The following is a 25,347-nucleotide window of genomic DNA, read 5'->3' on the forward strand; positions in this document are numbered from 1 at the left end:
TACGGGAAGCATCCTCGCACCTGACGCCGACGCCGTGCCCGCCGCCCGGTGCGAAGTGATCTTGATTGGTCGGCTCTGCCCCCAAAAATGCCTGACATGGACCACGCCGACGATCAGTTGAGATCGGTCACGTCCCCTCTGTGGCGACTTCCGGCAACCACGAGCCGAAGACGCGCGTCTTTCCTTCGAACCTGCTCGGGAACGCTTATGTGGTGCCCCACCGGGCGGCACTACAGTGGGTCGGAACATCCGGAATGCAGGCAGCAAGCATCAGCAAGCAGCAGGGAGCGCGTGACGTGCGGCCAGTCGGCAGCAAGTACCTGCTTGAGGAGCCGCTGGGACGCGGCGCCACAGGCACCGTCTGGCGTGCCCGCCAGCGCGAGGCCGCGGGCGAGGAGGCGGCCGTACCCGGCCAGCCGGGCGAAACGGTCGCGATCAAGGTCCTGAAGGAGGAGCTGGCCGGCGACCCGGACATCGTGATGCGCTTCCTGCGCGAGCGCTCCGTCCTGCTCCGGCTCACCCACCCGAACATCGTCCGGGTCCGCGACCTGGTCGTGGAGGGCGAGCTGCTGGCGCTGGTCATGGACCTGGTCGAAGGCCCCGACCTGCACCGCTACCTGCGCGAGAACGGCCCCCTGACGCCGGTGGCCGCCGCCCTGCTGACCGCGCAGATCGCCGACGCGCTCGCCGCCAGTCACGCCGACGGCGTCGTCCACCGCGACCTGAAGCCCGCCAACGTGCTGCTGAGGCAGCAGGACGGCGAGATGCACCCGATGCTGACCGACTTCGGCATCGCCCGCCTCGCCGACTCCCCGGGCCTGACCCGCACCCAGGAGTTCGTGGGCACACCCGCGTACGTCGCGCCGGAGTCCGCCGAGGGCCGCCCGCAGACCTCCGCCGTGGACGTCTACGGCGCCGGCATCCTGCTGTACGAGCTGGTCACCGGCCGTCCGCCGTTCTCCGGTGCCACCTCGCTGGAAGTGCTGCACCAGCACCTCAGCGCCGACCCGCGCCGACCCTCCACCGTACCGGACCCGCTGTGGACGGTCATCGAGCGCTGCCTGCGCAAGAACCCCCTGGAGCGGCCCGGCGCCGAGAACCTCGCGCGCGGCCTGCGGGTCGTCGCCCAGGGCATCGGGGTGCACGCGAACGCCGCCCAGATCACGGCGGCCGAGGGCGTCGGCGCGCTGCTCGCCCCCGACCCGGCCCCGGCCCCGGTGCCCGGCGAGCAGGGCCCCGTCGGCGCCGCGGACCCCACACAGGTGCTGCCGGCGAACGCGCCGCAGGGGTCGTACGACCCGAACGGCGCCACCAGCGTCCTGCCGCACACGGCCGGGCCCGCCGGTGCCGCGGACCCCACCGCCGTACTGCCGCACACCGGGGCGGCCGACCCGACGACCGTGCTGCCGAGTACCGGACCGCAGGGACCGGGACCCGACCAGCCGCACCCCTGGCAGAACCAGCTGCGGGCCGCCCGGGACCGCAACGAGCAGACGCAGGTGCAGTACCTCTCCCCGGAGGACGACCCGCTGCACCACCGGCCCCAGCGGCAGGTCGCGCGCCCGCAGCACCAGCCGCGGCCGGCACCGCAGCCGCGCGGACGGCAGCAGGGCTACGGCTATGCGCCCCAGCAGCCGCAGCAGCACCAGCCCCAGCAGTACGCCCCGCCGCAGCAGCCCCAGCGGCCCCAGGAGCCGCAGCGGCCCGCGCGGGAGCCCCGGGCACCGCGGCAGCGCAGCGCCAACCCGATGAAGATCCCCGGGCTCGGCTGTCTGAAGGGCTGCCTGTTCACCATCGTCATCCTGGTGGTGGCGAGCTGGCTCATCTGGGAGCTGACGCCGCTGCACACCTGGATCGGCCAGGGCCGCGGTTACTGGCACGAGGTGACCCACTGGGCGGGCCAGGTGAGCGGCTGGGTGAAGAACCTGGGCGGCGGCAACTGACCCGCAAGGTAGGGGATTTGTCGACATCTGGCGGGTGATTTCCGTCGCCGCGGTGAAGGTTGGCTCGCCGGACGCGTAGTTTTATCGGCAACACGCGTCTGTAGGAGCAGTCTTGGCACGGAAGATCGGCAGCCGGTACACCGCGAACCAGATCCTGGGGCGGGGCAGCGCCGGCACGGTGTGGCTGGGCGAGGGACCCGAGGGGCCCGTCGCGATCAAGCTGCTGCGGGAGGACCTCGCCTCGGACCAGGAGCTGGTCGGGCGCTTCGTCCAGGAGCGCACGGCGCTGCTCGGGCTGGAGCACCCGCACATCGTCACCGTGCGCGACCTGGTGGTCGACGGCAATGACCTGGCCCTGGTGATGGACCTGGTGCGCGGCACGGACCTGCGCACCCGCCTGGAGCGGGAGCGCAGGCTGGCGCCCGAGGCGGCGGTGGCGATCGTCGCGGACGTCGCGGACGCGCTGGCCGCGGCGCACGCGGCCGGGGTCGTGCACCGGGACGTGAAACCGGAGAACGTGCTCCTCGACATGCAGGGCCCGCTCGGCCCCGGCGGGGCGCACCCGGCGCTGCTGACCGACTTCGGCGTGGCCAAGCTGATCGACGCGCCGCGGCGGACGCGGGCCACGAAGATCATCGGTACGCCGGACTACCTCGCCCCCGAGATCGTCGAGGGGCTGCCCCCGCGGGCCTCCGTGGACATCTACGCGCTGGCCACGGTGCTGTACGAGCTGCTGGCGGGCTTCACCCCGTTCGGCGGCGGGCATCCGGGCGCGGTGCTGCGCCGCCATGTCACCGAGACCGTGGTCCCGCTGCCCGGTATCCCCGAGGAGCTGTGGCAGCTGATCGTGCAGTGCCTCGCCAAGGCGCCCGCGTCCCGGTTGCGGGCGTCGGAGCTGGCCGCGCGGCTGCGGGAGCAGTTGCCGACACTGGCCGGGCTGCCGCCGCTGGACGTGGACGAGCCGGACCTCTCGGAGGAGGCGGCCGAGGAGGAACCGGCGCCGACGGCTCCCGCGGGGGGTGAGCCGGTACGACGACGGGGGGCGGTCTCGCTCGTCCAGGGCGCCCGGCCCGACTCCAACCGGGACACGCACACCTCGATGCGGGTACCGGCACCGGACGAACTGGCCGGCGGCGCCCACGGGACGGCTCGCGCGCCGCGTCCTGCGGGCGCGCCCCGGCCGGGCTCGGCGAAGCACCGAGCGGCGGTACGGCGACGGCGCATCACGCTGGGCGTGGCGGGGGTGGCCGTGGCGGCGCTGGTGTCGGTCGGCGCGTGGTGGGCGACGTCGGACGGTGCGGACGAGTCGCCGCGGCCGGGGTCCACGACGTCGGCGCCGTGAGGGATGGACCTCGTCGTCCCTTTCCAGGGGCCCGGCGCACTGTGACCCCTCTCCTCTCCCGCCCGCCGGCCCGTCTCGGTCGGCAGGGAGGTCCCGGCCCCGCGGCGTGACCGCATCGCCTCCTGCGGCGTGCCCCGGCGTGCCCTGCCCCGCCCTTCCCTCCCACCGGCCCGTCTCGGTAGGCCGGGAGGTCCCGGGCCCGGCATGACCGATTCGTCTCTTGACTGAGAGGTATGCCACTCCGCCCTCGCCGTGCCCGGCCCCTCCGCGGCCGGGGCTCGTGCGGCCCGCCTCCTTCCAGCCGGCCGAGCAACCCCCGTCCCCTCCCTCCCCTCCCCCTTCCCTCCCTGTCCCCTCCCTGTCCCCTCCTGTCCCCTCCTGTCCCCTCCCCTCGCCCACCCGAGAAGCGCGCCCGCCCAGCCCGGGGCGGGCGGGCAAGGGCCCGCGGGAGCAGCGCGGCGGATGTCGCTTGCCATTGCCGTTACGCTTGAACCGTGGCAGTCGTCGATGTATCCGAAGAGCTGAAGTCCCTCTCCTCGACCATGGAGTCGATCGAGGCCGTCCTGGACCTCGACACGATGAGGGCAGATATCGCCGCGCTTGAGGAGCAGGCGGCGGCCCCGTCCCTGTGGGACAACCCGGACGAGGCGCAGAAGATCACCAGCAAGCTCTCCCACCTCCAGGCCGAGGTCAGGAAGGCGGAAGCGCTGCGCGGCCGCATCGACGACCTCGCGGTCCTCTTCGAGATGGCCGAGGAGGAGGACGACCCGGACACCCGCGCCGAGGCCGAGTCCGAGCTGGCCGCCGTGCGCAAGGCGCTGGACGAGATGGAGGTCCGTACCCTCCTGTCCGGCGAGTACGACTCCCGTGAGGCGCTGGTCAACATCCGCGCCGAGGCCGGCGGCGTCGACGCGGCCGACTTCGCCGAGAAGCTCCAGCGCATGTACCTGCGCTGGGCCGAGCAGCGCGGCTACAAGACCGAGCTGATCGAGACGTCGTACGCCGAAGAGGCCGGCATCAAGTCGACCACCTTCGCCGTGCGGGCGCCGTACGCCTACGGCACCCTCTCCGTGGAGCAGGGCACCCACCGCCTGGTGCGCATCTCGCCCTTCGACAACCAGGGCCGCCGCCAGACGTCCTTCGCCGGTGTCGAGGTGCTGCCCGTGGTCGAGCAGTCCGACCACGTCGAGATCGACGAGTCCGAGCTGCGCATCGACGTCTACCGTTCCTCCGGCCCCGGCGGCCAGGGTGTCAACACGACCGACTCCGCGGTCCGCATCACCCACCTCCCCACCGGCATCGTGGTCTCCTGCCAGAACGAGCGGTCGCAGATCCAGAACCGCGCCACCGCGATGAACGTCCTCCAGGCCAAGCTGCTGGAGCGCCGCCGCCAGGAGGAGCAGGCCAAGATGGACGCCCTCAAGGGCGACGGCGGCAACTCCTGGGGCAACCAGATGCGTTCGTATGTGCTGCACCCGTACCAGATGGTCAAGGACCTGCGCACCGACTGCGAGGTCGGCAACCCCGAGGCCGTGTTCAACGGCGAGATCGACGGCTTCCTGGAGGCCGGCATTCGCTGGCGCAAGCAGCAGGAGAAGTAACTTTGTCGACATGACAACTGCCGCCAGCTGGGCGGCAGTTGAGTTTTTGTCCGGGTTTTACATCTCAATCACACGCTCCAAACCCCCTGAAAACCCTCCCGTTCGGACAAGGCGACCAAAACGCTCTTGACGTTGCTTTGAAAAATCGGAAGGGTGAGCGTGGCATGCGTGTATCTGGGGCGCATGTGAACCGGGGGTACCGAATCGCTCGACGTTGATTCGGGCTTCGTCAGCTGCCTCCGTCGATCACGGCCAGCCCCACCGCGCCGCCTCATTGACGAACAGCTACTGGGGGTAGCAACCATATGACGAAGAAGACGCGGATCCGGGTCGCGCGGATAGCCGCGGGCGCCGTGATCGCGGCCGGTGCGTCACTGACCGCAGCCGGCGCGGCCTCCGCCCTGGACCTCAACGTCCAGGCGGGCCCGCTCAGCCTGGGTGTGAAGGCCGACCCGTGCGACCCGGTGGGTGTCTGCAACGGGGACGGCGGTGACCCGTCCACCACGGGCGGTGACCCCTCCACGACCGGTGGGGACCCGTCCACGACCGGCGGTGACCCCTCCACGACCGGTGGGGACCCGTCCACGACCGGCGGTGACCCGTCCACCACGGGTGGGGACCCGTCCACGACCGGCGGTGACCCCTCCACGACCGGTGGGGACCCGTCCACGACCGGCGGTGACCCCTCCACCACGGGTGGGGACCCGTCCACGACCGGCGGCGACCCGTCCACGACCGGCGGCGACCCCTCCACGACTGGTGGGGACCCGTCCACGACCGGCGGTGACCCCTCCACCACGGGTGGCGACCCGTCCACGACCGGCGGCAACGGCAACTCCGGTGGCAACGGCAACTCCGGCGGCCAGGGCAACTCCGGCGGCCAGGGCAACTCCGGCGGCAACGGCACCGGCGGCGGCTCCCACCACGGTGGTGGCACCGGCGGCGGCTCCGGCACCGGTGGCGACAGCCCCCAGGGCGGCGGCAACGACAACGTGTCGCAGGAGGAGGGCTCCTCGGCCCTCACCGACACCGGTTCGGACAACCCGAAGGCGCAGACCGGTGGCAAGCAGCTCGCCGAGACCGGTGCCGGGCAGACCACGTTCCTGCTCGTCGGCGCCGCGACGATGATCGCCGGCGGTATCGGCTTCCGGATCCTGCCGCGCCTGGCGGGCCGGGGCGGCGCGGCCGCCTGACCGTGGCCGCACGGTAAGCGCCCGCGTACCCGGTGTACGCACGAGGGCCCGGAGCTTCCGCTCCGGGCCCTCACGGGTTTCTGGGGCCTCTCCCGGCCTCTTCCTACGGCTCGGCTCCCACGGTCAGGCGGTCTGGTGCGCCAGCAGCGCCACCGCGGCGATCAGCACCGCCAGCAGCGCGATCAGCGCCATCGGGTTGATCCCGCCGAGGAAGCCCTCTTGCTGAAGCCGCTCGCGGTTGGCACGGCACACCGGACACCGGCCCTCGCTCACGGGCGCCGCGCAGTTCGCGCACACCAACCGGTCGTACGTCATGCGCTCGCCCTCCTCGCACCGGCCGTATCACTTCGTACAACGCTCACAGGAACGCGAACGTTCCCCTCCCACTGTGCCAGTATCCACCTGACCGTGCGCGGGGCCCGTGCCGCGGCGCCCGGAACGGTCGCCGCCGCGCCCGCGCAGGCGACCGGTGCAAAAGCGTACAAGTCTTGCCCAACCTCAGCCTGCGCCTGCGCTTGCGCACCCGGTTCGCGTATGGTCACGCTCATCTACCCCCGGCGACCCGTGGTGCATCCGTGATCCGATTCGACAATGTCTCCAAGGTCTACCCCAAGCAGACCCGTCCCGCACTCAGGGATGTCTCCCTGGAAGTGGAAAAGGGCGAGTTCGTCTTCCTCGTGGGGTCCTCCGGCTCCGGAAAGTCCACCTTCCTGCGGCTGATCCTCCGCGAGGAGCGGTGCAGCCACGGCCAGGTGCACGTGCTGGGCAAGGACCTCGCCCGTCTCTCCAACTGGAAGGTGCCGCAGATGCGCCGCCAGCTGGGAACCGTCTTCCAGGACTTCCGCCTGCTGCCCAACAAGACGGTCGCGGAGAACGTGGCCTTCGCGCAGGAGGTGATCGGCAAGTCCCGCGGCGAGATCCGCAAGTCCGTGCCCCAGGTGCTCGACCTCGTCGGCCTCGGTGGCAAGGAGGACCGGATGCCCGGCGAGCTGTCCGGCGGTGAGCAGCAGCGCGTCGCCATCGCGCGCGCGTTCGTCAACCGTCCCAAGCTGCTGATCGCCGACGAGCCCACCGGCAACCTCGACCCGCAGACCTCCGTCGGCATCATGAAGCTGCTCGACCGGATCAACCGGACGGGCACCACCGTCATCATGGCGACGCACGACCAGAACATCGTGGACCAGATGCGCAAGCGCGTCATCGAGCTGGAGAAGGGCCGCCTCGTCCGCGACCAGACCCGCGGCGTCTACGGCTACCAGCACTGACCCGCCGCCCCAGTCCGTCCACGGAAAGGCACAACCCGACGCCATGCGCCCCCAGTTCGTCCTGTCGGAGATCGGTGTCGGTCTCCGCCGCAATCTCACGATGACCTTCGCGGTCATCGTCTCCGTCGCCCTGTCCCTGGCCCTCTTCGGCGGCTCCCTGCTGATGAGCGACCAGGTGAGCACCATGAAGGGCTACTGGTACGACAAGGTCAACGTCTCGATCTTCCTGTGCAACAAGCACGACGCCGAACAGGACGTGCACTGCGCCAAGGGCGCGGTCACCGAGGACCAGAAGAAGCAGATCCTCTCCGACCTGCACAAGATGCCGATCGTCGAGAAGGTGTCGTACGAGTCGCAGGACGAGGCGTACAAGCACTACAAGCAGCAGTTCGGAAACTCCCCGCTGGCCGGCTCGCTCACGCCGGACCAGATGCAGGAGTCGTACCGGATCAAGCTCAAGGACCCGCAGAAGTACCAGGTGGTCGCGACCGCGTTCAACGGGCGTGACGGCGTGCAGTCGGTGCAGGACCAGAAGGGCATCCTGGACAACCTCTTCCAGCTGCTCAACCTGATGAACCGGGGCGCGCTCGGCGTGATGGCGCTCATGCTGTTCGTGGCGCTGCTGCTGATCGTCAACACCGTGCGCGTGTCGGCGTTCAGCCGCCGGCGTGAGACCGGGATCATGCGCCTGGTCGGCGCCTCCGGCTTCTACATCCAGGCGCCGTTCATCGCCGAGGCCGCGGTCGCCGGTCTCATCGGCGGCGGCCTCGCCTGCGTCTTCCTGGTGGTCGGCCGGTACTTCACCATCGACCATGGCATGGACCTGTCCCACAAGCTCACGCTGATCAACTTCGTGGGCTGGGACTCGGTGCTGACCAAGCTGCCGCTGATCCTCGCGACCAGCGTGCTGATGCCGTCCCTGGCCGCGTTCTTCGCGTTGCGCAAGTACCTGAAGGTGTGACGCAAACCAAGGCGGTGGCGGAGACAACGGGCCGTGACGAGGGGCCCGTTGTCCTAGACTCACCGCCATGTCCGGCCGGAACCCGCTCTGTCCGCCTCACCGAGCCCGCCAAGGGGCCGCGCTGACCTTGGTCTTCGCCGGAGTTCTCGTCGCCGGGGCCCTCACCGGGGCCTTCCCGGACGCCGACCACCCGGTACGCCGTGGCACCACCGTTCCCGTGGGCGCGCCACGCGACGAGGACGTGCGGGAGGCCGCCGCCCGTGCCATGGCCGACGGCACGTCCCCGATGGAGGCCGCCGAACGGGCCGTCAGCCGCAGCGGCGACCGCTGGGGCGCCGTCTACTCCGAGGGCGAGTACCAGGAGTTCCAGGACGCCCTCGACGGCCGCTACACCGGCGTCGGCCTCTCGGCGGCCCGCCAACAGGACGGCCGCATCGAGGTCACCGGGGTCCAGCCCGGCTCGCCCGCCGCCGCGGCCGGCGTCCGCACCGGCGACCGGCTGCGCAGCGTCGACGGCGCGCGCGCCGACGGTCTGCCGGTCACCGAGGTGGTCTCCCGGCTGCGCGGCGACGCCGACGACGCGCCCGCCGGTACGACCGTCACGCTCGGCCTCCAGCGCGGCGCCCGCGCCTGGACCGAGACCCTGCGCCGGGCCACGCTGACCACCGACTCCGTGACCGCGCGCCGGCTGTCCGGCCGCGCCACCCTGATCAGGATCGCCTCCTTCACCAGGGGCACCGGCACCCGGGTCCGGGAGGCCCTGCGGGCGGCACCGGCCGGCGGCGTCGTCCTGGACCTGCGCGGCAACTCCGGCGGCCTGGTCACCGAGGCCGTGGCCACCGCCTCCGCCCTCCTCGACGGCGGCCTGGTCGCCACGTACGACGTCGACGGCGCCCAGCGGGCCCTGCACGCCACGCCCGGCGGGGACACCGCCCGTCCCCTGGTCGTCCTGGTCGACGGCGGCACCATGAGCGCGGCCGAGCTGCTCACCGGCGCCCTCCAGGACCGGGGCCGCGCGGTCGTGATCGGGTCACGCACCTTCGGCAAGGGCTCCATCCAGATGCCGACGAAACTCCCCGACGGCTCGGTGGCCGAGCTGACCGTCGGCCACTACCGCACCCCCTGCGGTCACGCCGTCGACGGCCGGGGTATCACCCCCGACCTGGAGGCGGGGGACGGCGTCCTGCCCCGCGCCGAGGCCGTTCTCTCCGGCCTGGGCGATCCCGATTAAAGGCTGGCCGCGAGCCCCCCGCGTAGTGCGAAAATGGACGGCACTATGAGCAAGGGAATGTACGTACCCAAGGAGTCCCAGCCCAAGCAGGGCGGCGGGGCGGGCAAGGCCAGGGACGGCGAGAAGGGCGGCAAGCGCAAGATCGTCGCCCAGAACAAGAAGGCCCGGCACGACTACGCGATCATCGACACCTACGAGGCCGGGCTCGTGCTCACCGGCACCGAGGTCAAGTCGCTGCGCGAGGGCCGGACCTCGCTGACCGACGGCTTCGTCCAGATCGACCGGGGCGAGGCGTGGCTGCACAACGCCCACATCCCCGAGTACCACCAGGGCAGCTGGACCAACCACTCCGCGCGCCGCAAGCGCAAGCTGCTGCTGCACCGCGAGGAGATCGACAAGCTGGAGTCCAAGGCCCAGGAGACGGGTCACACCATCGTGCCGCTCGCCCTGTACTTCCGGGACGGCCGCGCGAAGGCCGAGATCGCGCTCGCCCGGGGCAAGAAGGAGTACGACAAGCGGCAGACCCTGCGGGAGAAGCAGGACCGACGCGAGTCGGACCGCGCCATCGCGGCGGCGAAGCGGAGGCAGCGCGCCGTGTAGCCCGGGAATACGCTGGCACGGAGCCGCGTTGTTCCCGTACGATGGCAGCAGCATCGGACGAGAGCCCGGTGCGCACCTTGAAAAAACAACATGGGGATGATCGGTTTCGACAGCGGCTGTCGAAGCAGGGGAAGCGTGTCGAGGAAGCGGCCATGATCTCGTAAACCACAGGCCGAAAAAAATAATCGCCAACACCAAGCGCGATTCCTTCGCCCTCGCTGCCTAAGTAGCGACTTGCGAAGTGTCAGCCCGGGGCTGTTCCCGACCCGGATCCTGGCATCAGCTAGGGAACTAAACCTTGATCCCGGTCACGGGGTGAAGAGGGAAATCAAACAGTGACTGAGCCCGTCGGCGACTTGTTCGCGTGATCGCCGGGGCTGAGAAAATCACAGCGAACTGCACACGGAGAAGCCCTGATTCCGCACCGTTGGACGCGGGTTCGATTCCCGCCATCTCCACGAACCCCTCCGGGGGTAACCCCATGTGGGCGAAGGCCCCGTCGCTTGGAGCGGCGGGGCCTTCGCCATGTGCACCGGGCGTCAGGCCGCTACCGTTGCCCCCCGTGAACCAGCGGCGACGCAAGAAACTCTCCCGACGCCTGTTCGAGGCGATCCTGGTGGGCGACGCATCCCACGTGGCAGCGGCCCTGAGGTCCGGGGCCGACCCGGAACGGGCCGACCGCGAGGGCACCACCCCCCTGTACACGGCATCCGTCAACGGCCAGACCGAGATCGCCCTGCTCCTCCTGGCGGCCGGGGCCCGCCCCGACACCGAGAGCGCCGGCCCCGGAGCCGAGGGAACACCGTTGTGCGCGGCGGCGTGCTGGGGTCACGCCGGGACGGTGCGCGCGCTGTTGGCCCACGGTGCCGACCCGAACCTCCGCGAGGACCACGGCACGGGCCGCACCCCCCTCGAATGGGCCCTCGCCGGCCCCCATGCCGAGACGGCCGAACGCCTGACCGCCGCGGGAGCGGTGTGAACCGGTTCGCCGGCACCGGCGGCTCGTGAAAGTCGATGGCGATCTTGAGAAGTCGCGGTCGAGTATGAGCCGCATGACTGACCGACCCGAGCGATGGACCAAGGCAACCGTCTACGCCGACATGTGGGTTGACCCGGACGACGATCCGCGCGAGAGCGCGGGGGTCCGGGCGGAGGGGGAGTCGGCGACGTTGCGGGAGTACCTGGCCGGCTACCGCATGACCCTGCGGATGAAGTGCGAGGGGCTGGACGCGGAGCAGCTGGCGCGGAGGTCGGTGCCGCCGTCGACGATGTCGTTGCTCGGGCTGGTGCGGCACCTCGCCGAGGTGGAGCGGGGCTGGCGGAACTGGATCGGGGAGGGGGAGCCGTTGCCGAAGCTGTACGGCGAGCGGGACGCGGATTTCGAGCACGCCGTCGGGGAGCAGGCGCAGGTCGAGGCCGCGTATGCCGATCTCGCGCGTGAGCAGGCCGCGACCGACGCCGCGCTGGCCGCGCACCCGGATCTGGGGGAGCGGCTGGGCAAGGACGGGATCTCGGTCCGGGAACTGCTGGTGCACCGGATCGAGGAGTACGCCCGGCACTGCGGACACGCCGATCTGCTGCGCGAGTGCGTCGACGGCAGGGTGGGGCAGTGAGCGCCCGGGGCGGCGCGGCGGTCTCCGTCGAGGAGCGGCTGGACATCACCGACCTGGTGTCGATGCACGGGCATCTGGTCGACGACGGGGAGCTCGGCCGGCTGGAGGAGCTGTTCACGCCGGACGTCGTCTATGACGTGAGCGACCTCGGGGGCGGGCGGCTGCTCGGTGTGGCAGCCGTTCGGGAGGCCGCCCTCGCGCTGGGCGCGGGCAACCCCGTCGCGCACCATGTGACCAACGTCGTCGTGGGCGAGTCGGCCGACGGTCGGGTGCGGGTCCGGTCCAAGGGGCTGGGCGTCATGGCGGACGGGTCCTGCGGGTCCGTTTCCTACGACGACACCGTGGTGCGGACACCCGAGGGTTGGCGGATCTGTCATCGGAGGGTGTCGGCGCGGCGGGTGCCCTTGAAGGGACTCGGCGCCCCGGCTTCGTGACCGGCCCCGGTGCGAGGGGTTCCGGGGACCCGTTCGGGCGGGCACTGTGGGAGGAGGCGGTCTGCACACTCCCCGTTTGCCTAGGCGGTGACAGGCATATGGCGCTGCGGTTCGATGCCGGACGGGTCTGTCTGGACCTGCTGGCGACCAGCCATCCCGGTGAACGGCTCGACTCCGTCGGGGCGTTGCGCGCCTGGATCGAGGAGGCCGGACTGGTGCCGGCCGGTACGGGGCTCGCGCATGCCGACGAGTCCTGGGTCGTCCAGTTCCGGGAGGTGCGGGACTGCGTAGGCCGGCTGGTGCGGCACGGCGGGGAGTCCGTGGCGTACGGGAGGGCGCTCGGGCGGGTCAACGAGGTGGCCCTGGGGACGCCGCCCGCGCCCCGTGCCGTACGACACGACGACGGACGTCTCGTGCGGGAGCTGGCCGCGCCGCCCGGCCCCGCCGCCCTGCTCGCGCTGCTCGCCCGGGACGCCGTGGAACTGCTCACCGATCCCGTCGCGCGGGCGGCCCTGCGGGAATGCGAGGGGGACAACTGTCCCCTCCTCTACCTCGACACCTCCCGGGGGCGCCGGCGGCGCTGGTGTTCCAGCGAGGCGTGCGGCAACCGGGAGCGCGTGGCCCGGCACCGACGGCGGGCGGCGCTCACCCGCGCGTGAGCACCGCGCCCGGCCCTTCCCGAGCGCCCCGGGCGAACGCTGTTCGGTAAAGCGCCCGCCTCCCGTAGCCTCCCCCGCCTCCCTTCGCGTACGGTTGACGGCTGCCCAGCACGTCAGAAGGGGGCCCGGTGGCCGCTCAGGTTCAGCAATCCGCGGTCGGCTCGGTACACGACGCACAGGATTCCGTCCGTGACCGAGAGATCAGCGTCGAACAGGCACACCTGGACCGGGTGTACCGGCGGCTTGAGGAGAAGATCCACGAGGCCGAGTTCCTGATGAACGACGCGGCCCAGCGCGGCCAGGTCGGCACTCCCGGCGCGCTCGCCGAGCGGGATGCCCAGGTTTTCCGCGCCGGTATCCACCTGAACCGGCTCAACAACGAGTTCGAGGACTTCCTGTTCGGACGGATCGACCTGTTGCTCGGCAAGGACGGCAAGAAGGGGCCCGACGGCGCCTACACGGCGGTGGAGCCCGCCGAGGGCGCCGTGCGCGAGGACAACACCGCCGACATCGCCGAGACCCTGCACATCGGACGCATCGGCGTCCTGGACGCGGAGTACGCGCCGCTCGTCATCGACTGGCGCGCGCCCGCCGCCGCCCCCTTCTACCGGGCCACCCCCGTGGAGCCCGGACGGGTGGTACGACGGCGTGTCATCCGGTCCAAGGGGCGCCGGGTGCTCGGCGTCGAGGACGACCTGATGCGGCCCGCGCTCACCGCCTACCTCGACGGCGAGGAACTGCCCGTCATCGGCGACGGTGCCCTGATGGCCGCCCTCGGCCAGGCCCGCAGCCACACCATGCGGGACATCGTCTCCTCCATCCAGGCCGAGCAGGACCTCGTCATCCGGGCCCCCGCCGCCTCGATCACGTACGTGGAGGGCGGGCCGGGGACCGGGAAGACCGCCGTCGCGCTGCACCGCGCCGCCTACCTGCTCTACCAGGACCGGCGGCGGTACGCGGGGGGCATCCTCATCGTCTCCCCGACCCCGCTGCTCGTCGCCTACACCGAGGGCGTGCTGCCCTCGCTCGGCGAGGAGGGCCAGGTCGCGATCCGCGCCATCGGCTCGCTGGTCGACGGCGCGCAGGCCACGCTGTACGACTCCCCGTCGGTGGCCCGCGCCAAGGGCTCGTACCGGATGCTGAAGGTGCTGCGGAAGGCCGCCAGGGGCGCCCTGGAGCTGGGTCCGGCCGCTCCGGGCCACGCGGTGGACGCCCTGGACGCCCTGGACGCCGTGGACGGCACGGAGGCCGTGGACGGCACGGACGACGCGGACGGCACGCCCCGGCAGACCTTCGACGCCACCCGGCTCCGCGTCGTCGCCTTCGGCCGCCGGCTCGAACTGGAGGCCGAGGAGCTGGAGCGCATCCGCCGTGCGGCCCTCGGCGGCACCGCCCCGGTCAACCTGCTGCGCCCGCGCGCCCGCAAGCTGCTGCTGGACGCCCTGTGGGCGAAGTCCGGCGCCGGGTCCCGGCACACCGACCCGGAGCTGGCCGCCGAGCTGCGGTCCTCCTTCGACGAGGACGTCACCGGCGAGGACGCCTTCATCGGCTTCCTGGACGCGTGGTGGCCGGAGCTGACCCCGGCGCGGGTGCTCGCCGCCATGGCGGACGAGAAGCGGCTCGGCCGCTGGGCGCGCCGCATCCTGAACCCGGGCGAGGTGCGCAAGGTGGCCCGTTCGCTGAAGCGGGACGGCCACACGGTGCACGACATCGCCCTGCTGGACGAGCTCCAGGCGATCCTGGGCGTCCCGGCGCGGCCGCGCAAGAAGCGGGAGCTCGACCCGCTGGACCAGCTCACCGGCCTGGAGGAGCTGATGCCGGTGCGCGAGGAGAGCCAGCGGGAGCGGGCCGAGCGCCTCGCGCAGGAGCGCACCGAGTACGCGCACGTCATCGTGGACGAGGCGCAGGACCTCACGCCGATGCAGTGGCGGATGGTCGGCCGGCGCGGGCGGCACGCCACCTGGACGGTGGTCGGGGACCCGGCCCAGTCCTCCTGGTCCGACCCGGACGAGGCGGCCGAGGCCCGCGACGAGGCCCTGGGCAGCCGCCCCCGGCGCCGCTTCCAGCTCACCGTGAACTACCGCAACCCGGCCGAGATCGCCGAGCTGGCCGCCAAGGTGCTCGCGCTCGCCATGCCCGGCGCCGAGTCGCCGAGGGCCGTACGGTCCACCGGGGTCGAGCCGCGCTTCACCGTCGTACAGGAGTCCCTCCAGGCCGCGGTGCGGGCCGAGGCGGAGCGGCTGCTCGACCTGGTGGACGGCACGGTCGGCGTGGTCGTCGCGATGAACCGGCGCGAGGAGGCGAGACGCTGGCTGGCCGGGCTCGGCGACCGGGTGGTGGCGCTCGGCAGCCTGGAGGCCAAGGGCCTGGAGTACGACGCGACGGTCGTCGTCTCGCCCGCGGAGATCGCCGACGAGTCCCCGGCCGGGCTGCGGGTGCTCTACGTGGCGCTCACCCGGGCGACCCAGCAGCTCACGGTGGTCTCGGGGGAGCGGGACGAGCCGGACGCGGCCGGGGTGCCGGATCTGCTGCGCGACTGAGTTTTCGGTGAACCCGCCGCGCGGGGAACGGCACCCGGCATCCGTTTGTTAGCCTTGGTACGGCACCGGCTCGATCCAAGCCCCCGGGCCCAACCTTTGTCCCTACGAGGGACCACTTGCCGCGAGGCGAGCATGGCGGGTCGGTGTCATCAACGTGGGAGGCCCACGTCACGGAAGTGACGTGGGCCTCTTTCTTGCGCCGAGCGACTCTCGTATGGTGGAAGTAACTTTTCGAAAACACGCACTCTCCGGGGATGGCGCGTGAACAAAACGTCCGTAACCGAGGGCGACTACCACGTACCGAGCGGTAGGTGCGACGATCGGACGGCACAACTCGCGACACGGTGAAAGCAGAGGAAGTCGGCCATGGCAACGGCGCCCAGCGTCTCCTACTCGATGACCATCCGGCTGGAGGTGCCCGCGAGCGGAACCGCCGTCTCGCAGCTCACCAACGCCGTGGAGTCCTCCGGAGGCTCGGTGACCGGCCTCGACGTCACCGCGTCCGGGCACGAGAAGCTCCGTATCGACGTCACCATCGCGGCCACCTCCACGGCCCACGCCGAGGAGATCGTCGAGAAGCTGCGCGGTATCGAGGGCGTCACCCTCGGCAAGGTCTCCGACCGTACGTTCCTGATGCACCTCGGCGGCAAGATCGAGATGCAGTCCAAGCACCCCATCCGCAACCGTGACGACCTCTCCATGATCTACACGCCGGGTGTGGCCCGCGTCTGCATGGCGATCGCCGAGAACCCCGAGGACGCCCGCCGTCTCACCATCAAGCGCAACTCCGTTGCGGTCGTGACGGACGGCTCCGCGGTGCTCGGCCTCGGCAACATCGGCCCCAAGGCCGCACTGCCCGTCATGGAGGGCAAGGCGGCCCTCTTCAAGCGCTTCGCCGGCATCGACGCCTGGCCGATCTGCCTGGACACCCAGGACACCGACGCGATCGTGGAGATCGTCAAGGCGATCGCCCCCGGCTTCGCGGGCATCAACCTGGAGGACATCTCCGCACCCCGCTGCTTCGAGATCGAGGCGCGGCTGCGCGAGGCCCTGGACATCCCCGTCTTCCACGACGACCAGCACGGCACCGCCATCGTCGTGCTGGCCGCCCTGACCAACGCGCTGCGCGTCACGGACAAGGCGATCGAGAACATCCGGGTCGTCATGTCCGGCGCCGGCGCGGCCGGTACGGCCATCCTCAAGCTGCTGCTCGCGGCGGGCGTCAAGAACGCCGTCGTCGCCGACATCCACGGCGTGGTGCACGCGGGCCGCGAGGACCTGGTGGACGCCCCGGCCGACTCGCCGCTGCGCTGGATCGCCGACAACACCAACCCCGAGGGCCTCACCGGCACCCTGAAGGAGGCCGTGCGCGGCGCCGACGTCTTCATCGGCGTCTCGGCCCCGAACGTGCTGGACGGCGACGACGTGGCCGCCATGGCGGACGGCGCGATCGTGTTCGCGCTCGCGAACCCGGACCCCGAGGTGGACCCGGCGATCGCCCGCCAGACGGCGGCCGTGGTGGCCACCGGCCGCTCGGACTTCCCCAACCAGATCAACAACGTGCTGGTCTTCCCGGGTGTCTTCCGCGGCCTGCTGGACGCGCAGTCCCGTACCGTCAACACTGAGATGATGCTCGCTGCCGCGAAGGCCCTCGCCGACGTGGTCGGCCAGGACGAGCTGAACCCGAACTACATCATTCCGAGCGTCTTCAACGACAGGGTCGCGGGCGCCGTCGCCGGCGCGGTCCGCGAGGCCGCCAGGGCGGTCGCCGCAACCGCCTGACCAGGGCGGATGGACTTAGCGCGGCGTGTCGTACGGTGCCAGTGGCTGTGAGGATCGCCACGGCGGCCCCCCGCGACGGCGCGTCGTGGAACCACCTGGTGCCGAGCGCCCTCTAGGGTGACGCCGATCAGGCGCTTTTCGTGTGACTCCCCAGGGTGTTCTCACGACTCCTACGGGTGCCGGATTGGCTTTCCCGCCGCAGGTAGGGGCAGGATGCGTCCCTGGGCGCGAGCGCATCGGCATCGCAGTGCCACGGGCATAACCGCCGCGTGGCGCACCCCAACGGCAAGAAAACACGGGAGTAACAACATGAACCGCAGTGAGCTGGTGGCCGCGCTGGCCGACCGCGCCGAGGTGACCCGCAAGGACGCCGACGCCGTGCTGGCCGCGTTCGCCGAGACCGTCGGCGAGATCGTCGCCAAGGGCGACGAGAAGGTCACCATCCCCGGCTTCCTGACCTTCGAGCGCACCCACCGTGCCGCTCGTACCGCGCGCAACCCGCAGACCGGTGAGCCGATCAACATCCCCGCCGGGTTCAGCGTGAAGGTCACCGCGGGCTCCAAGCTCAAGGAAGCGGCCAAGGGCAAGTAAGCGCTCCGCGCAGGCGCTCCGCGTCCTCACGACGCCGAAAGGGCGGCCCCCCTCCGATCGAGGGGGGCCGCCCTGTTTGCTGTTTGCTCGGAGGTCAGGCGAGGGCCTTGCCCGGGAGTTCGACCTTGGCGCCCAGTTCCACGAGCTTCTCCATGAAGTTCTCGTAGCCGCGGTTGATCAGGTCGATGCCGTGGACCCGGGAGGTGCCCTCGGCGGCGAGGGCCGCGATCAGGTACGAGAAGCCGCCCCGCAGGTCGGGGATGACCAGGTCGGCGCCCTGGAGCTTGGTCGGTCCGGAGACGACCGCGGAGTGCAGGAAGTTGCGCTGGCCGAAGCGGCAGTCGGAGCCGCCCAGGCACTCGCGGTAGAGCTGGATGTGCGCGCCCATCTGGTTGAGCGCCGAGGTGAAGCCCAGCCGGGACTCGTAGACCGTCTCGTGGATGATCGACAGGCCCGTGGCCTGGGTGAGCGCCACCACCAGCGGCTGCTGCCAGTCGGTCTGGAAACCGGGGTGCACGTCCGTCTCCAGCGCGATGGACTTCAGCCGGCCGCCCGGGTGCCAGAAGCGGATGCCCTCGTCGTCGATCTCGAAGGCGCCGCCGACCTTGCGGTAGGTGTTCAGGAACGTCATCATCGAGCGCTGCTGGGCACCGCGGACGTAGATGTTGCCGCTGGTCGCGAGGGCCGCCGAGGCCCAGGACGCGGCCTCCAGGCGGTCCGACAGGGCCCGGTGGGTGTAGCCGCCCAGCTTGTCCACACCGGTGATGCGGATGGTCCGGTCGGTGTCCATCGCGATGATCGCGCCCATCTTCTGCAGCACGCAGATGAGGTCCTCGATCTCCGGCTCGACCGCCGCGTTGGACAGCTCCGTGACGCCCTCGGCCAGCACGGCCGTCAGCAGCACCTGCTCGGTCGCGCCCACCGACGGGTACGGCAGCCGGATCTTCGTGCCCCGCAGCCCCTTCGGCGCCTCCAGGTACTGCCCGTCCGCGCGCTTCTCGATGGTCGCGCCGAACTGGCGCAGCACGTCGAAGTGGAAGTCGATGGGCCGGCCGCCGATGTCGCAGCCGCCGAGGCCGGGGATGAACGCGTGCCCGAGCCGGTGCAGCAGCGGACCGCAGAACAAGATCGGGATGCGGCTGGAGCCGGCGTGGGCATCGATGTCCGCCACGTTGGCGCTCTCGACGTGCGTCGGGTCCAGCACCAGCTCGCCGGGCTCCTCGCCCGGACGGACCGTCACCCCGTGCAGCTGGAGCAGCCCGCGTACGACGCGCACGTCGCGGATGTCCGGAACGTTGCGCAGCCGGCTCGGCGCGCTGCCGAGCAGCGCGGCGACCATGGCCTTCGGCACGAGGTTCTTCGCACCGCGGACACGGATCTCGCCCTCAAGCGGGTTTCCGCCGTGGACAAGCAGGACATCGTCGTTGACGGTCATCAATCTCGCGTTCCGATCAGATGGGCAGGGGACCGCCGATCACCGGGCGGGCCGTGGGACAGGGTAATCGCCGATCACCCCCCGTCCGTAAGTCCGCGTACCGCCCTGTCGGGTCATGGATCTGTCACAACACGAACCGTTTGCGACCGGGCACATGGGGTCACCGGGCGGGCGGCGTGCGCCGGGGCTGCTTCCACGCTCCCTGAGCTGCGTTCACTCCCGCACGCCGATTGGCTCCCCACTCCAGGGGAAGATGCGGGATCATGTCTGGCATGACCGAGGTGTCCTCGCTCACAGGGCGGCTGCTCGTGGCCACCCCCGCCCTGGCGGACCCGAACTTCGACCGCGCGGTGGTGCTCCTCCTCGACCACGACGAGGAGGGTTCCCTCGGCGTCGTCCTCAACCGCCCCACCCCGGTGGGCGTCGGCGACATCCTGGAGGGCTGGGCCGAACTCGCGGGCGAGCCCGGTGTCGTCTTCCAGGGCGGTCCCGTCTCGCTGGACTCGGCGCTCGGCGTCGCGGTCATCCCGGGCGGGGCGAACGGCGAGCGGGCGCCGCTGGGCTGGCGGCGGGTGCACGGCGCGATCGGCCTGGTCGACCTGGAGGCTCCGCCCGAACTGCTCGCCCCGGCCGTCGGCTCGCTGCGGATCTTCGCCGGGTACGCCGGCTGGGGGCCCGGCCAGCTGGAGGACGAGCTGGCCGAGGGCGCCTGGTACGTGGTCGAGTCCGAGCCGGGGGACGTGTCCTCGCCGGAGCCCGAACGGCTGTGGCGCGAAGTGCTGCGCCGCCAGCGCAGCGAGCTGGCGATGGTGGCCACGTATCCGGACGACCCTTCGCTCAACTGATACCCGGACGCTTCAGTACCCTGGGCGGTATGAGCACTCTTGAGCCCGAGCGCGGGACTGGTACGGGGACCCTCGTAGAGCCGACGCCACAGGTGTCCCACGGCGACGGCGACCACGAGCGCTTCGCCCACTACGTCCAGAAGGACAAGATCATGGCGAGCGCCCTCGACGGCACCCCCGTCGTGGCGCTGTGCGGCAAGGTCTGGGTGCCGGGCCGCGACCCGAAGAAGTACCCCGTGTGCCCCATGTGCAAGGAGATCTACGAGTCCATGGGCAGCGGCGGCGACGACAAGGGCAAGGGCGGCGACAAGGGCAAGTAAGGCTCCCCGCCCCCGTTGAGACCTGCGAGGGCCCCGGCGCGCTTCGGTGTGCTCCGGGGCCCTCGGCCGTACGCGATCCGCGCGGCGCGGTGCGCCGAGTGGTCGAGACCTCTTGTGGGCGCGGACCGGTGGTCCTAGCCTCCGTACCGGTCGGCTGGTCGTGCGGGGCGAAACGGCTGTCGCACAGGGTGCGACACGGGGCGTGGAGGCCACATGGGTGACATCGGCGGCGGCGCGGCGGCTTCGGCCGAGGGCGTGGCGCTGATCCCGGCGCCGGGCGAGGTCTCGGCGGCGGGCGCCCGCTGCGTGGTCGACGCGGACACCGGGATCGAGGCCGCGGAGGGTGCCGAGCGGGTGGCGCGCTGGCTGCGGTCCACCGTCGGCGCGGCGACCGGGCTGCCGTTCGCGCCGTGCCGCGAGGGGGAAAGTCGTATACGGGACGGCCGGGTGCGGCTGCGGATCGTACCCGCTCTCGCGGACGAACTCGGCGGCCCCGAGGCGTACCGGCTGTGCGCCGAAAACCGGTTGGTCACCCTCGACGGGGCGAGTGAGGCCGGGCTGTTCTGGGCCGCGGGAACCTTCCGGCAGTTGCTCGGTCCGGAGGCTTTCCGGCGCGCTCCCGTCAGTGGTCGCAGCACCTGGGAATTCCCCGCCGTCACCGTGCGCGACAGTCCCCGGTTCGGCTGGCGCGGGCTGCTGCTCGACGTGGCCCGGCACTTCATGCCGAAGGACGGAGTGCTGCGCTATCTCGATCTGATGGCGGCGCACAAACTCAATGTGCTGCACCTGCATCTGACGGACGATCAGGGGTGGCGGATCGAGATCGGGCGATATCCGAAACTGACCGAGACGGGCTCCTGGCGTGCGCGGACGAAATTCGGGCACCGGGCCTCGCCGCGATGGGAGGAGAAGCCGCACGGGGGTTACTACACCCAGGACGACATCCGGGAAATCGTGGCTTATGCGGCCGAGCGGCATATCACCGTCGTGCCCGAAATCGATGTGCCCGGACATTCGCAGGCGGCCCTGGCCGCGTATCCGGAACTCGGCAACACCGACGTCATCGACACGACCGCACTCTCCGTCTGGGACACCTGGGGGATCAACTCCAACGTACTGGCTCCCACCGACACCACCCTGCGCTTTTACGAAGGGGTGTTCGAGGAGGTCCTGGAGATGTTCCCGTCACGGTTCATCCACATCGGGGGTGACGAATGCCCGAAGGACCAGTGGCGGAAGTCGCCCGCCGCCCAGGAACGCATCGCCGAACTGGGCCTCGCCGGCGAGGACCAGCTCCAGTCCTGGTTCGTCCGGCATTTCGACACCTGGCTCGCCGCGCGCGGGCGCCGGCTGATCGGCTGGGACGAGATCCTGGAGGGCGGGCTCGCGCCGGGCGCCGCGGTCTCCTCCTGGCGCGGCTACGAGGGCGGGGTCACCGCCGCGCGGGCCGGTCACGACGTCGTCATGTGCCCCGAGCAGTACGTGTACCTGGACCACCGCCAGGCCCCCGGCGAGGAGGAGCCCGTACCGATCGGCTTCGTGCGCACCCTGGAGGACGTCTACCGCTTCGAGCCGGTGCCGGCCGCGCTCACCGAGGCCGAGGCGCGGCACGTCCTCGGCACCCAGGCCAATGTGTGGACCGAGGTCCTGGAGGACGCCGGGCGCGTGGACTACCAGGCGTTTCCCCGGCTCGCCGCGTTCGCGGAGGTCGCCTGGAGCCGACTGCCCGCGCCCGCGGCACGGGACTTCGCGGACTTCGAGCGCCGGATGGCCGTCCACTACCGGCGACTCGACGCCCTGGGCGTCGCCTACCGGCCGCCGGCCGGACCCCGGCCGTGGCAGCGGCGCCCGGGAGTGCCGGGCCGCCCGCTCGACGGCCCGCCGCCGCGCGGGTAGAGCCCAACAGGCCGGAGCGAACGGAGGGATCACGCCACGTGGACCCCAACGGTCGCGTCGGCCAACGCGGATGGAACAGCCGGAACAGCCGGAACAGCCGGAGCAGCCGGAACAGGTGACGCGGATAGAACAGATAACGGAAAAACCCCGGCAGCATCACCGAAGAGTGGCAATTCGTGTGCACCGGTGATGCGGTGCGAAATCGGTCCATCTCCTCGGTGAGGTGGGCGAACGCCTCCTAGCGGACCCCCGCGTTCGAGCCTTGCGAAGATGTGCCAGAGTTGCCACGTCCGCCCTGTCAGCACGTACCGTACGGCGCAACAGGCGGGACCAGGTGGGGCAGCGGGAAGGGGCAGCCGGGTTGACCACGCACGCACCGCAGGCGGGGCAGGCCGTCACGCTGCCCACGACGCTGGACGAGGCGGTGGCGGCGCTCGCCGCGATGCCCACCGCGGTCCCGGTCGCGGGCGGCACCGACCTGATGGCCGCCGTCAACTCAGGACAGCTCAGGCCCGCCGCCCTGGTCGGCCTCGGCCGGATCAGCGAGATCCGCGGCTGGCAGTACCAGGACGGCCACGCGCTGCTCGGCGCCGGGCTCACCCACGCGCGCATGGGCCGCCCCGACTTCGCCGCCCTCATCCCGGCGCTGGCCGCCGCCGCGCGCGCCGCGGGCCCGCCGCACGTCCGCAACGCGGGCACCCTGGGCGGCAACATCGCCTCCGCCGCGCCCACCGGTGACGCGCTGCCGGTGCTCGCCGCGCTGGAGGCCACGCTCATCGTCGCCGGGCCGGGCGGGGCGCGCCGGGAGGTCCCGGTCTCGCACCTGCTGGCGGGCGTGGAGATGCTGGGCGCCGGCGAACTCATCGGCTTCGTGCGGGTGCCGCTGCTGCACGCGCCGCAGGTCTTCCTGAAGGCGACCGGACGCACCGGACCCGGCCGCGCGCTGGCCTCCGTGGCCCTCGTCCTCGACCCGGCCCGGCGCGGGGTGCGCTGCGCCGTCGGGGCCATAGCGCCGATGCCGCTGCGGCCGCTGGAGGCCGAGCAGTGGGTCGCGCAGCTCATCGACTGGGACAACGACCGCGCGCTCGTCCCCGAGGCGCTGAGCGCCTTCGGCGAGTACGTCGCCGCGGCCTGCATCCCCGACCCGGCGCCGGAGGCGGACGGCACGGTGCCGTCGCTGCCGCCCGCCGTACTGCACCTGCGGCGCACCGTCGCCGCGCTGGCCCGACGAGCACTGGGGAGGGCGCTGTCGTGACCGACGACCAGCACGGAGAGGGCACCCCCGAGGGCGGCGGACGCTGGAACCCGCTGCCGCAGGGTGACTACGACGACGGCGCCACCGCCTTCGTCAAGCTCCCCGAGGGCGGCATAGACGCCCTGCTGTCCGGCGACAGCCCGCTGGCCGCGCCGGGCCACGGCTATGTGCCGCCGCGCATCCCGCAGGTCCCCGCGGAGGGCGCGGGCGGCTGGCCCGCGGCGGAGGGCGGCGGCCAGTGGCCCGACCCGAACGGCGGCCAGTGGCCCGACCCGAACACCGGGCAGGGGGCCACGCAGGGCGGCGACCGCTTCACGTACGACCCCGGGGCCACGCAGCACTGGAACTTCGAGGAGCCCGCGGCTCCCGCCGCGCCCGGCCACGACGTCACCGGGCAGTGGTCGATCCCCGTCGCGGGCGGGGAAATCCCGGACGAATCGGGTGAGTTCACGACGTCGTCCCTGGTGGAGCAGTGGGGCGGCACCCCGCCGGCCACGCTTCCGGGCGGCGCGGCGGCGCCCTGGGCCACGCACGCGGGGCAGCCCTGGGGTGACCAGGCGGAGACCGCGCAGGGCACGGCCTCGGGGCCGGACGGCTTCGGGAGCGGTGAGGGGTACGGCGCGGGGCCCGGGGGACATCCCGAGGGCGAGGCGTACGGCACCGGGGCGTACGACCACGGGGCCGGCGGGCACGCGGACTTCGGTGCCGAGCGCGCGGAGGACGCGCGGCGGCGGGTCGGGAGCGCGCGGCGGGCGCGCCGACAGAGGGCTGCGCAGGGCGCGTACGAGCAGGTGGGGCCCGGACAGGCCGCGCAGGGCCACCCCGGCCACGAACAGGGCGTACAGGAGCAGGCGGACCCGGCGGCCTACGGGCACGGTGCCCACGGGCAGGCCGGGGGCGTGCCGGACGCCCAGGAGCAGGCCGGTCGCGCGCGGGGCGCGCAGGGGCAGCCGGGCGCAGCGCAGGGCGCGTACGGCCAGGACACGCTGGGGCGCGACGCGTACGCGCAGGGCGGTCCGGGGCAGGACGGGCCGGTACCGGACGCGCACGACCGCGCCGGGCACGCGCAGGACGCGTACGGCCAGGGCGGTTACGAGCGATCCGGGCAGACGGACGGCGTGGCCGTAGAAGATCCGCACGGGGCGCGGGAGCGCGCCGCGCACGGGCCGGACGGTCGCATAGAAGGCCCGCTCGGCGAGGCCGGGCACGGACAGCCGGGGCACGCGGAGGCCGGGCACGGCCAGGTGCCGCAGACCGGTCCCGGGCCGGCCGCGTACCCGCAGGGTCTCGCCGTACCGGAGGCCGCGCGGGACCGGTCGGACGCGCCGCAGGGCGCGCACGGCCGGGAGGCCCACGAGCAGGGCGCGTACGAACAGGCCGGTCACCCCGGTTCCGCGCACGCCGAGCCGGACCACGCCGAGTCGGATCACACCCGGCCGGGCCACCCCGACCCCGCCCGTCTCCCGTCGGCCCCCGGCGGGACGGCGTATCCGTCCCCGAGCGGCCACCCGCAGGCCGGACACCCGGAGGGGGCACACCGGCAGGACGCCCCGGCGGAGCACCGTACGCCGCCCGCCGGCGTCCCCGTGGACGGCGGCCAGGCGGCGCCCGAGCACCCCGCGGACGGCCCCGCCGAACACGCGGACCCGGCCGCCGCGCCCGAGGCCGCGCAGCCGGACACGGCGCCGGATGCCGCCCCCGACCCGGCCGCCACGCCGCCGTACGGGACCCCCTCGGCCACCGGCGACCCGGCCGCCACGCCGCCGTACGGGACCCCCTCGGCCACCGGCGACCCGGCCGCCACGCCGCCGTACGGGACCCCCTCGGCCACCGGCGACCCG

21 protein-coding genes, 1 other RNA gene and 1 pseudogene are annotated in these 25,347 nt (G+C 72.2%); 21 read left to right on the forward strand and 2 right to left on the reverse strand.

The window, feature by feature from the left end:
* Positions 1 to 296 precede the first annotated feature (296 nt).
* The 4 genes from ACWDD7_RS20060 (at position 297) to ACWDD7_RS20075 (ending at position 6,079) form a co-directional block, all read left to right on the forward strand.
* Positions 297 to 1,943: a protein kinase domain-containing protein gene (locus ACWDD7_RS20060; RefSeq protein WP_450458304.1), complete on the forward strand. Its 1,647-nt coding sequence runs from the start codon at positions 297 to 299 to the stop codon at positions 1,941 to 1,943.
* A gap of 112 nt (positions 1,944 to 2,055) precedes the next feature.
* Entirely contained in the window at positions 2,056 to 3,285 is a 1,230-nt protein-coding gene (locus tag ACWDD7_RS20065; protein WP_351880388.1) for a serine/threonine-protein kinase, read from the forward strand.
* Between the two features lie 494 nt (positions 3,286 to 3,779).
* A complete protein-coding gene (gene prfB, locus ACWDD7_RS20070; protein WP_351880385.1) occupies positions 3,780 to 4,886 on the forward strand; it encodes a peptide chain release factor 2 in 1,107 nt (368 codons plus the stop codon).
* Between the two features lie 305 nt (positions 4,887 to 5,191).
* On the forward strand, positions 5,192 to 6,079 hold the full coding sequence (locus ACWDD7_RS20075) for a hypothetical protein (protein WP_450458306.1): 888 nt from the start codon (positions 5,192 to 5,194) through the stop codon (positions 6,077 to 6,079).
* Positions 6,080 to 6,202: 123 nt separating this feature from the next.
* Here ACWDD7_RS20075 and ACWDD7_RS20080 read toward each other — a convergent pair whose 3' ends face one another.
* Complete coding sequence (locus ACWDD7_RS20080) at positions 6,203 to 6,394, reverse strand: hypothetical protein (RefSeq protein WP_046423215.1); 192 nt, start codon at positions 6,392 to 6,394, stop codon at positions 6,203 to 6,205.
* Positions 6,395 to 6,654: 260 nt separating this feature from the next.
* On the opposite strand from ACWDD7_RS20080, the gene ftsE reads away from it, so the two are divergent.
* From ftsE to ACWDD7_RS20140, 12 genes are all read left to right on the forward strand, one after another.
* The gene (gene ftsE / locus ACWDD7_RS20085) at positions 6,655 to 7,344 is read left to right on the forward strand and encodes a cell division ATP-binding protein FtsE (protein ID WP_070022695.1); all 690 of its coding nucleotides are present in this window, start codon (positions 6,655 to 6,657) and stop codon (positions 7,342 to 7,344) included.
* A gap of 43 nt (positions 7,345 to 7,387) precedes the next feature.
* Positions 7,388 to 8,305, forward strand: a complete 918-nt coding sequence (ftsX, locus tag ACWDD7_RS20090) for a permease-like cell division protein FtsX (RefSeq protein ID WP_285562363.1) — start codon at positions 7,388 to 7,390, stop codon at positions 8,303 to 8,305.
* A 67-nt stretch (positions 8,306 to 8,372) separates the two neighbouring features.
* Positions 8,373 to 9,536, forward strand: coding sequence for a S41 family peptidase (locus tag ACWDD7_RS20095; protein ID WP_450458307.1), 1,164 nt, complete (start codon positions 8,373 to 8,375; stop codon positions 9,534 to 9,536).
* 57 nt (positions 9,537 to 9,593) lie between these two features.
* Positions 9,594 to 10,136 (forward strand): SsrA-binding protein SmpB, encoded by a 543-nt coding sequence (smpB, locus tag ACWDD7_RS20100; protein ID WP_351868233.1) that lies wholly within the window; start codon positions 9,594 to 9,596, stop codon positions 10,134 to 10,136.
* 92 nt (positions 10,137 to 10,228) lie between these two features.
* Positions 10,229 to 10,597, forward strand: a transfer-messenger RNA (tmRNA) gene (gene ssrA, locus ACWDD7_RS20105).
* A 101-nt stretch (positions 10,598 to 10,698) separates the two neighbouring features.
* A complete protein-coding gene (locus ACWDD7_RS20110) occupies positions 10,699 to 11,115 on the forward strand; it encodes an ankyrin repeat domain-containing protein (RefSeq protein WP_450458308.1) in 417 nt (138 codons plus the stop codon).
* Between the two features lie 64 nt (positions 11,116 to 11,179).
* Entirely contained in the window at positions 11,180 to 11,749 is a 570-nt protein-coding gene (locus ACWDD7_RS20115) for a DinB family protein (protein ID WP_351868123.1), read from the forward strand.
* Positions 11,746 to 12,183 (forward strand): nuclear transport factor 2 family protein, encoded by a 438-nt coding sequence (locus ACWDD7_RS20120; RefSeq protein ID WP_450458309.1) that lies wholly within the window; start codon positions 11,746 to 11,748, stop codon positions 12,181 to 12,183. The genes ACWDD7_RS20115 and ACWDD7_RS20120 overlap by 4 nt, the downstream gene beginning before the upstream one ends.
* A 98-nt stretch (positions 12,184 to 12,281) precedes the next feature.
* Positions 12,282 to 12,842: a CGNR zinc finger domain-containing protein gene (locus tag ACWDD7_RS20125; protein ID WP_351868128.1), complete on the forward strand. Its 561-nt coding sequence runs from the start codon at positions 12,282 to 12,284 to the stop codon at positions 12,840 to 12,842.
* A 128-nt stretch (positions 12,843 to 12,970) separates the two neighbouring features.
* Positions 12,971 to 15,382 carry a HelD family protein gene (locus ACWDD7_RS20130; protein WP_450458310.1) on the forward strand — a complete coding sequence of 804 codons (2,412 nt, stop codon included), beginning with the start codon at positions 12,971 to 12,973 and terminating at the stop codon, positions 15,380 to 15,382.
* A gap of 366 nt (positions 15,383 to 15,748) precedes the next feature.
* On the forward strand, positions 15,749 to 17,164 hold the full coding sequence (locus tag ACWDD7_RS20135) for an NAD-dependent malic enzyme (RefSeq protein ID WP_351868132.1): 1,416 nt from the start codon (positions 15,749 to 15,751) through the stop codon (positions 17,162 to 17,164).
* A gap of 309 nt (positions 17,165 to 17,473) precedes the next feature.
* Entirely contained in the window at positions 17,474 to 17,755 is a 282-nt protein-coding gene (locus ACWDD7_RS20140; protein ID WP_014673024.1) for an HU family DNA-binding protein, read from the forward strand.
* Positions 17,756 to 17,849: 94 nt separating this feature from the next.
* Here the strand turns inward: ACWDD7_RS20140 and murA are convergent, their stop codons facing one another.
* The gene (gene murA / locus ACWDD7_RS20145; RefSeq protein ID WP_351868135.1) at positions 17,850 to 19,190 is read right to left on the reverse strand and encodes a UDP-N-acetylglucosamine 1-carboxyvinyltransferase; all 1,341 of its coding nucleotides are present in this window, start codon (positions 19,188 to 19,190) and stop codon (positions 17,850 to 17,852) included.
* Positions 19,191 to 19,462: 272 nt separating this feature from the next.
* On the opposite strand from murA, the gene ACWDD7_RS20150 reads away from it, so the two are divergent.
* The 5 genes and pseudogenes from ACWDD7_RS20150 to ACWDD7_RS20170 form a co-directional block, all read left to right on the forward strand.
* Positions 19,463 to 20,035 (forward strand): YqgE/AlgH family protein, encoded by a 573-nt coding sequence (locus ACWDD7_RS20150; RefSeq protein WP_450458383.1) that lies wholly within the window; start codon positions 19,463 to 19,465, stop codon positions 20,033 to 20,035.
* Positions 20,036 to 20,064: 29 nt separating this feature from the next.
* A complete protein-coding gene (locus ACWDD7_RS20155; RefSeq protein WP_351868138.1) occupies positions 20,065 to 20,355 on the forward strand; it encodes a DUF3039 domain-containing protein in 291 nt (96 codons plus the stop codon).
* A gap of 213 nt (positions 20,356 to 20,568) precedes the next feature.
* Positions 20,569 to 22,251 carry a beta-N-acetylhexosaminidase gene (locus ACWDD7_RS20160; protein WP_450458311.1) on the forward strand — a complete coding sequence of 561 codons (1,683 nt, stop codon included), beginning with the start codon at positions 20,569 to 20,571 and terminating at the stop codon, positions 22,249 to 22,251.
* Positions 22,252 to 22,612: 361 nt separating this feature from the next.
* Positions 22,613 to 23,506 carry an FAD binding domain-containing protein gene (locus tag ACWDD7_RS20165; RefSeq protein WP_450458312.1) on the forward strand — a complete coding sequence of 298 codons (894 nt, stop codon included), beginning with the start codon at positions 22,613 to 22,615 and terminating at the stop codon, positions 23,504 to 23,506.
* Positions 23,503 to 25,347 (forward strand): annotated as a pseudogene (locus ACWDD7_RS20170) (hypothetical protein); the annotation flags it as partial. The gene ACWDD7_RS20165 and the pseudogene ACWDD7_RS20170, both read left to right, overlap by 4 nt.

It is taken from the genome of Streptomyces sp. NPDC001056 (assembly GCF_053598955.1).

Coding starts and splice junctions, on each gene's coding strand:
- ACWDD7_RS20075 (WP_450458306.1), top strand. CDS start 5,192: ATGACGAAGAAGACGCGGATCCGGGTCGCGCGGATAGCCGCGGGCGCC.
- ACWDD7_RS20080 (WP_046423215.1), bottom strand. CDS start 6,394: ATGACGTACGACCGGTTGGTGTGCGCGAACTGCGCGGCGCCCGTGAGC.
- ftsX (WP_285562363.1), top strand. CDS start 7,388: ATGCGCCCCCAGTTCGTCCTGTCGGAGATCGGTGTCGGTCTCCGCCGC.
- ACWDD7_RS20095 (WP_450458307.1), top strand. CDS start 8,373: ATGTCCGGCCGGAACCCGCTCTGTCCGCCTCACCGAGCCCGCCAAGGG.
- smpB (WP_351868233.1), top strand. CDS start 9,594: ATGTACGTACCCAAGGAGTCCCAGCCCAAGCAGGGCGGCGGGGCGGGC.
- ACWDD7_RS20115 (WP_351868123.1), top strand. CDS start 11,180: ATGAGCCGCATGACTGACCGACCCGAGCGATGGACCAAGGCAACCGTC.
- ACWDD7_RS20125 (WP_351868128.1), top strand. CDS start 12,282: ATGGCGCTGCGGTTCGATGCCGGACGGGTCTGTCTGGACCTGCTGGCG.
- ACWDD7_RS20135 (WP_351868132.1), top strand. CDS start 15,749: ATGGCAACGGCGCCCAGCGTCTCCTACTCGATGACCATCCGGCTGGAG.
- ACWDD7_RS20140 (WP_014673024.1), top strand. CDS start 17,474: ATGAACCGCAGTGAGCTGGTGGCCGCGCTGGCCGACCGCGCCGAGGTG.
- murA (WP_351868135.1), bottom strand. CDS start 19,190: ATGACCGTCAACGACGATGTCCTGCTTGTCCACGGCGGAAACCCGCTT.
- ACWDD7_RS20150 (WP_450458383.1), top strand. CDS start 19,463: ATGACCGAGGTGTCCTCGCTCACAGGGCGGCTGCTCGTGGCCACCCCC.
- ACWDD7_RS20155 (WP_351868138.1), top strand. CDS start 20,065: ATGAGCACTCTTGAGCCCGAGCGCGGGACTGGTACGGGGACCCTCGTA.
- ACWDD7_RS20160 (WP_450458311.1), top strand. CDS start 20,569: ATGGGTGACATCGGCGGCGGCGCGGCGGCTTCGGCCGAGGGCGTGGCG.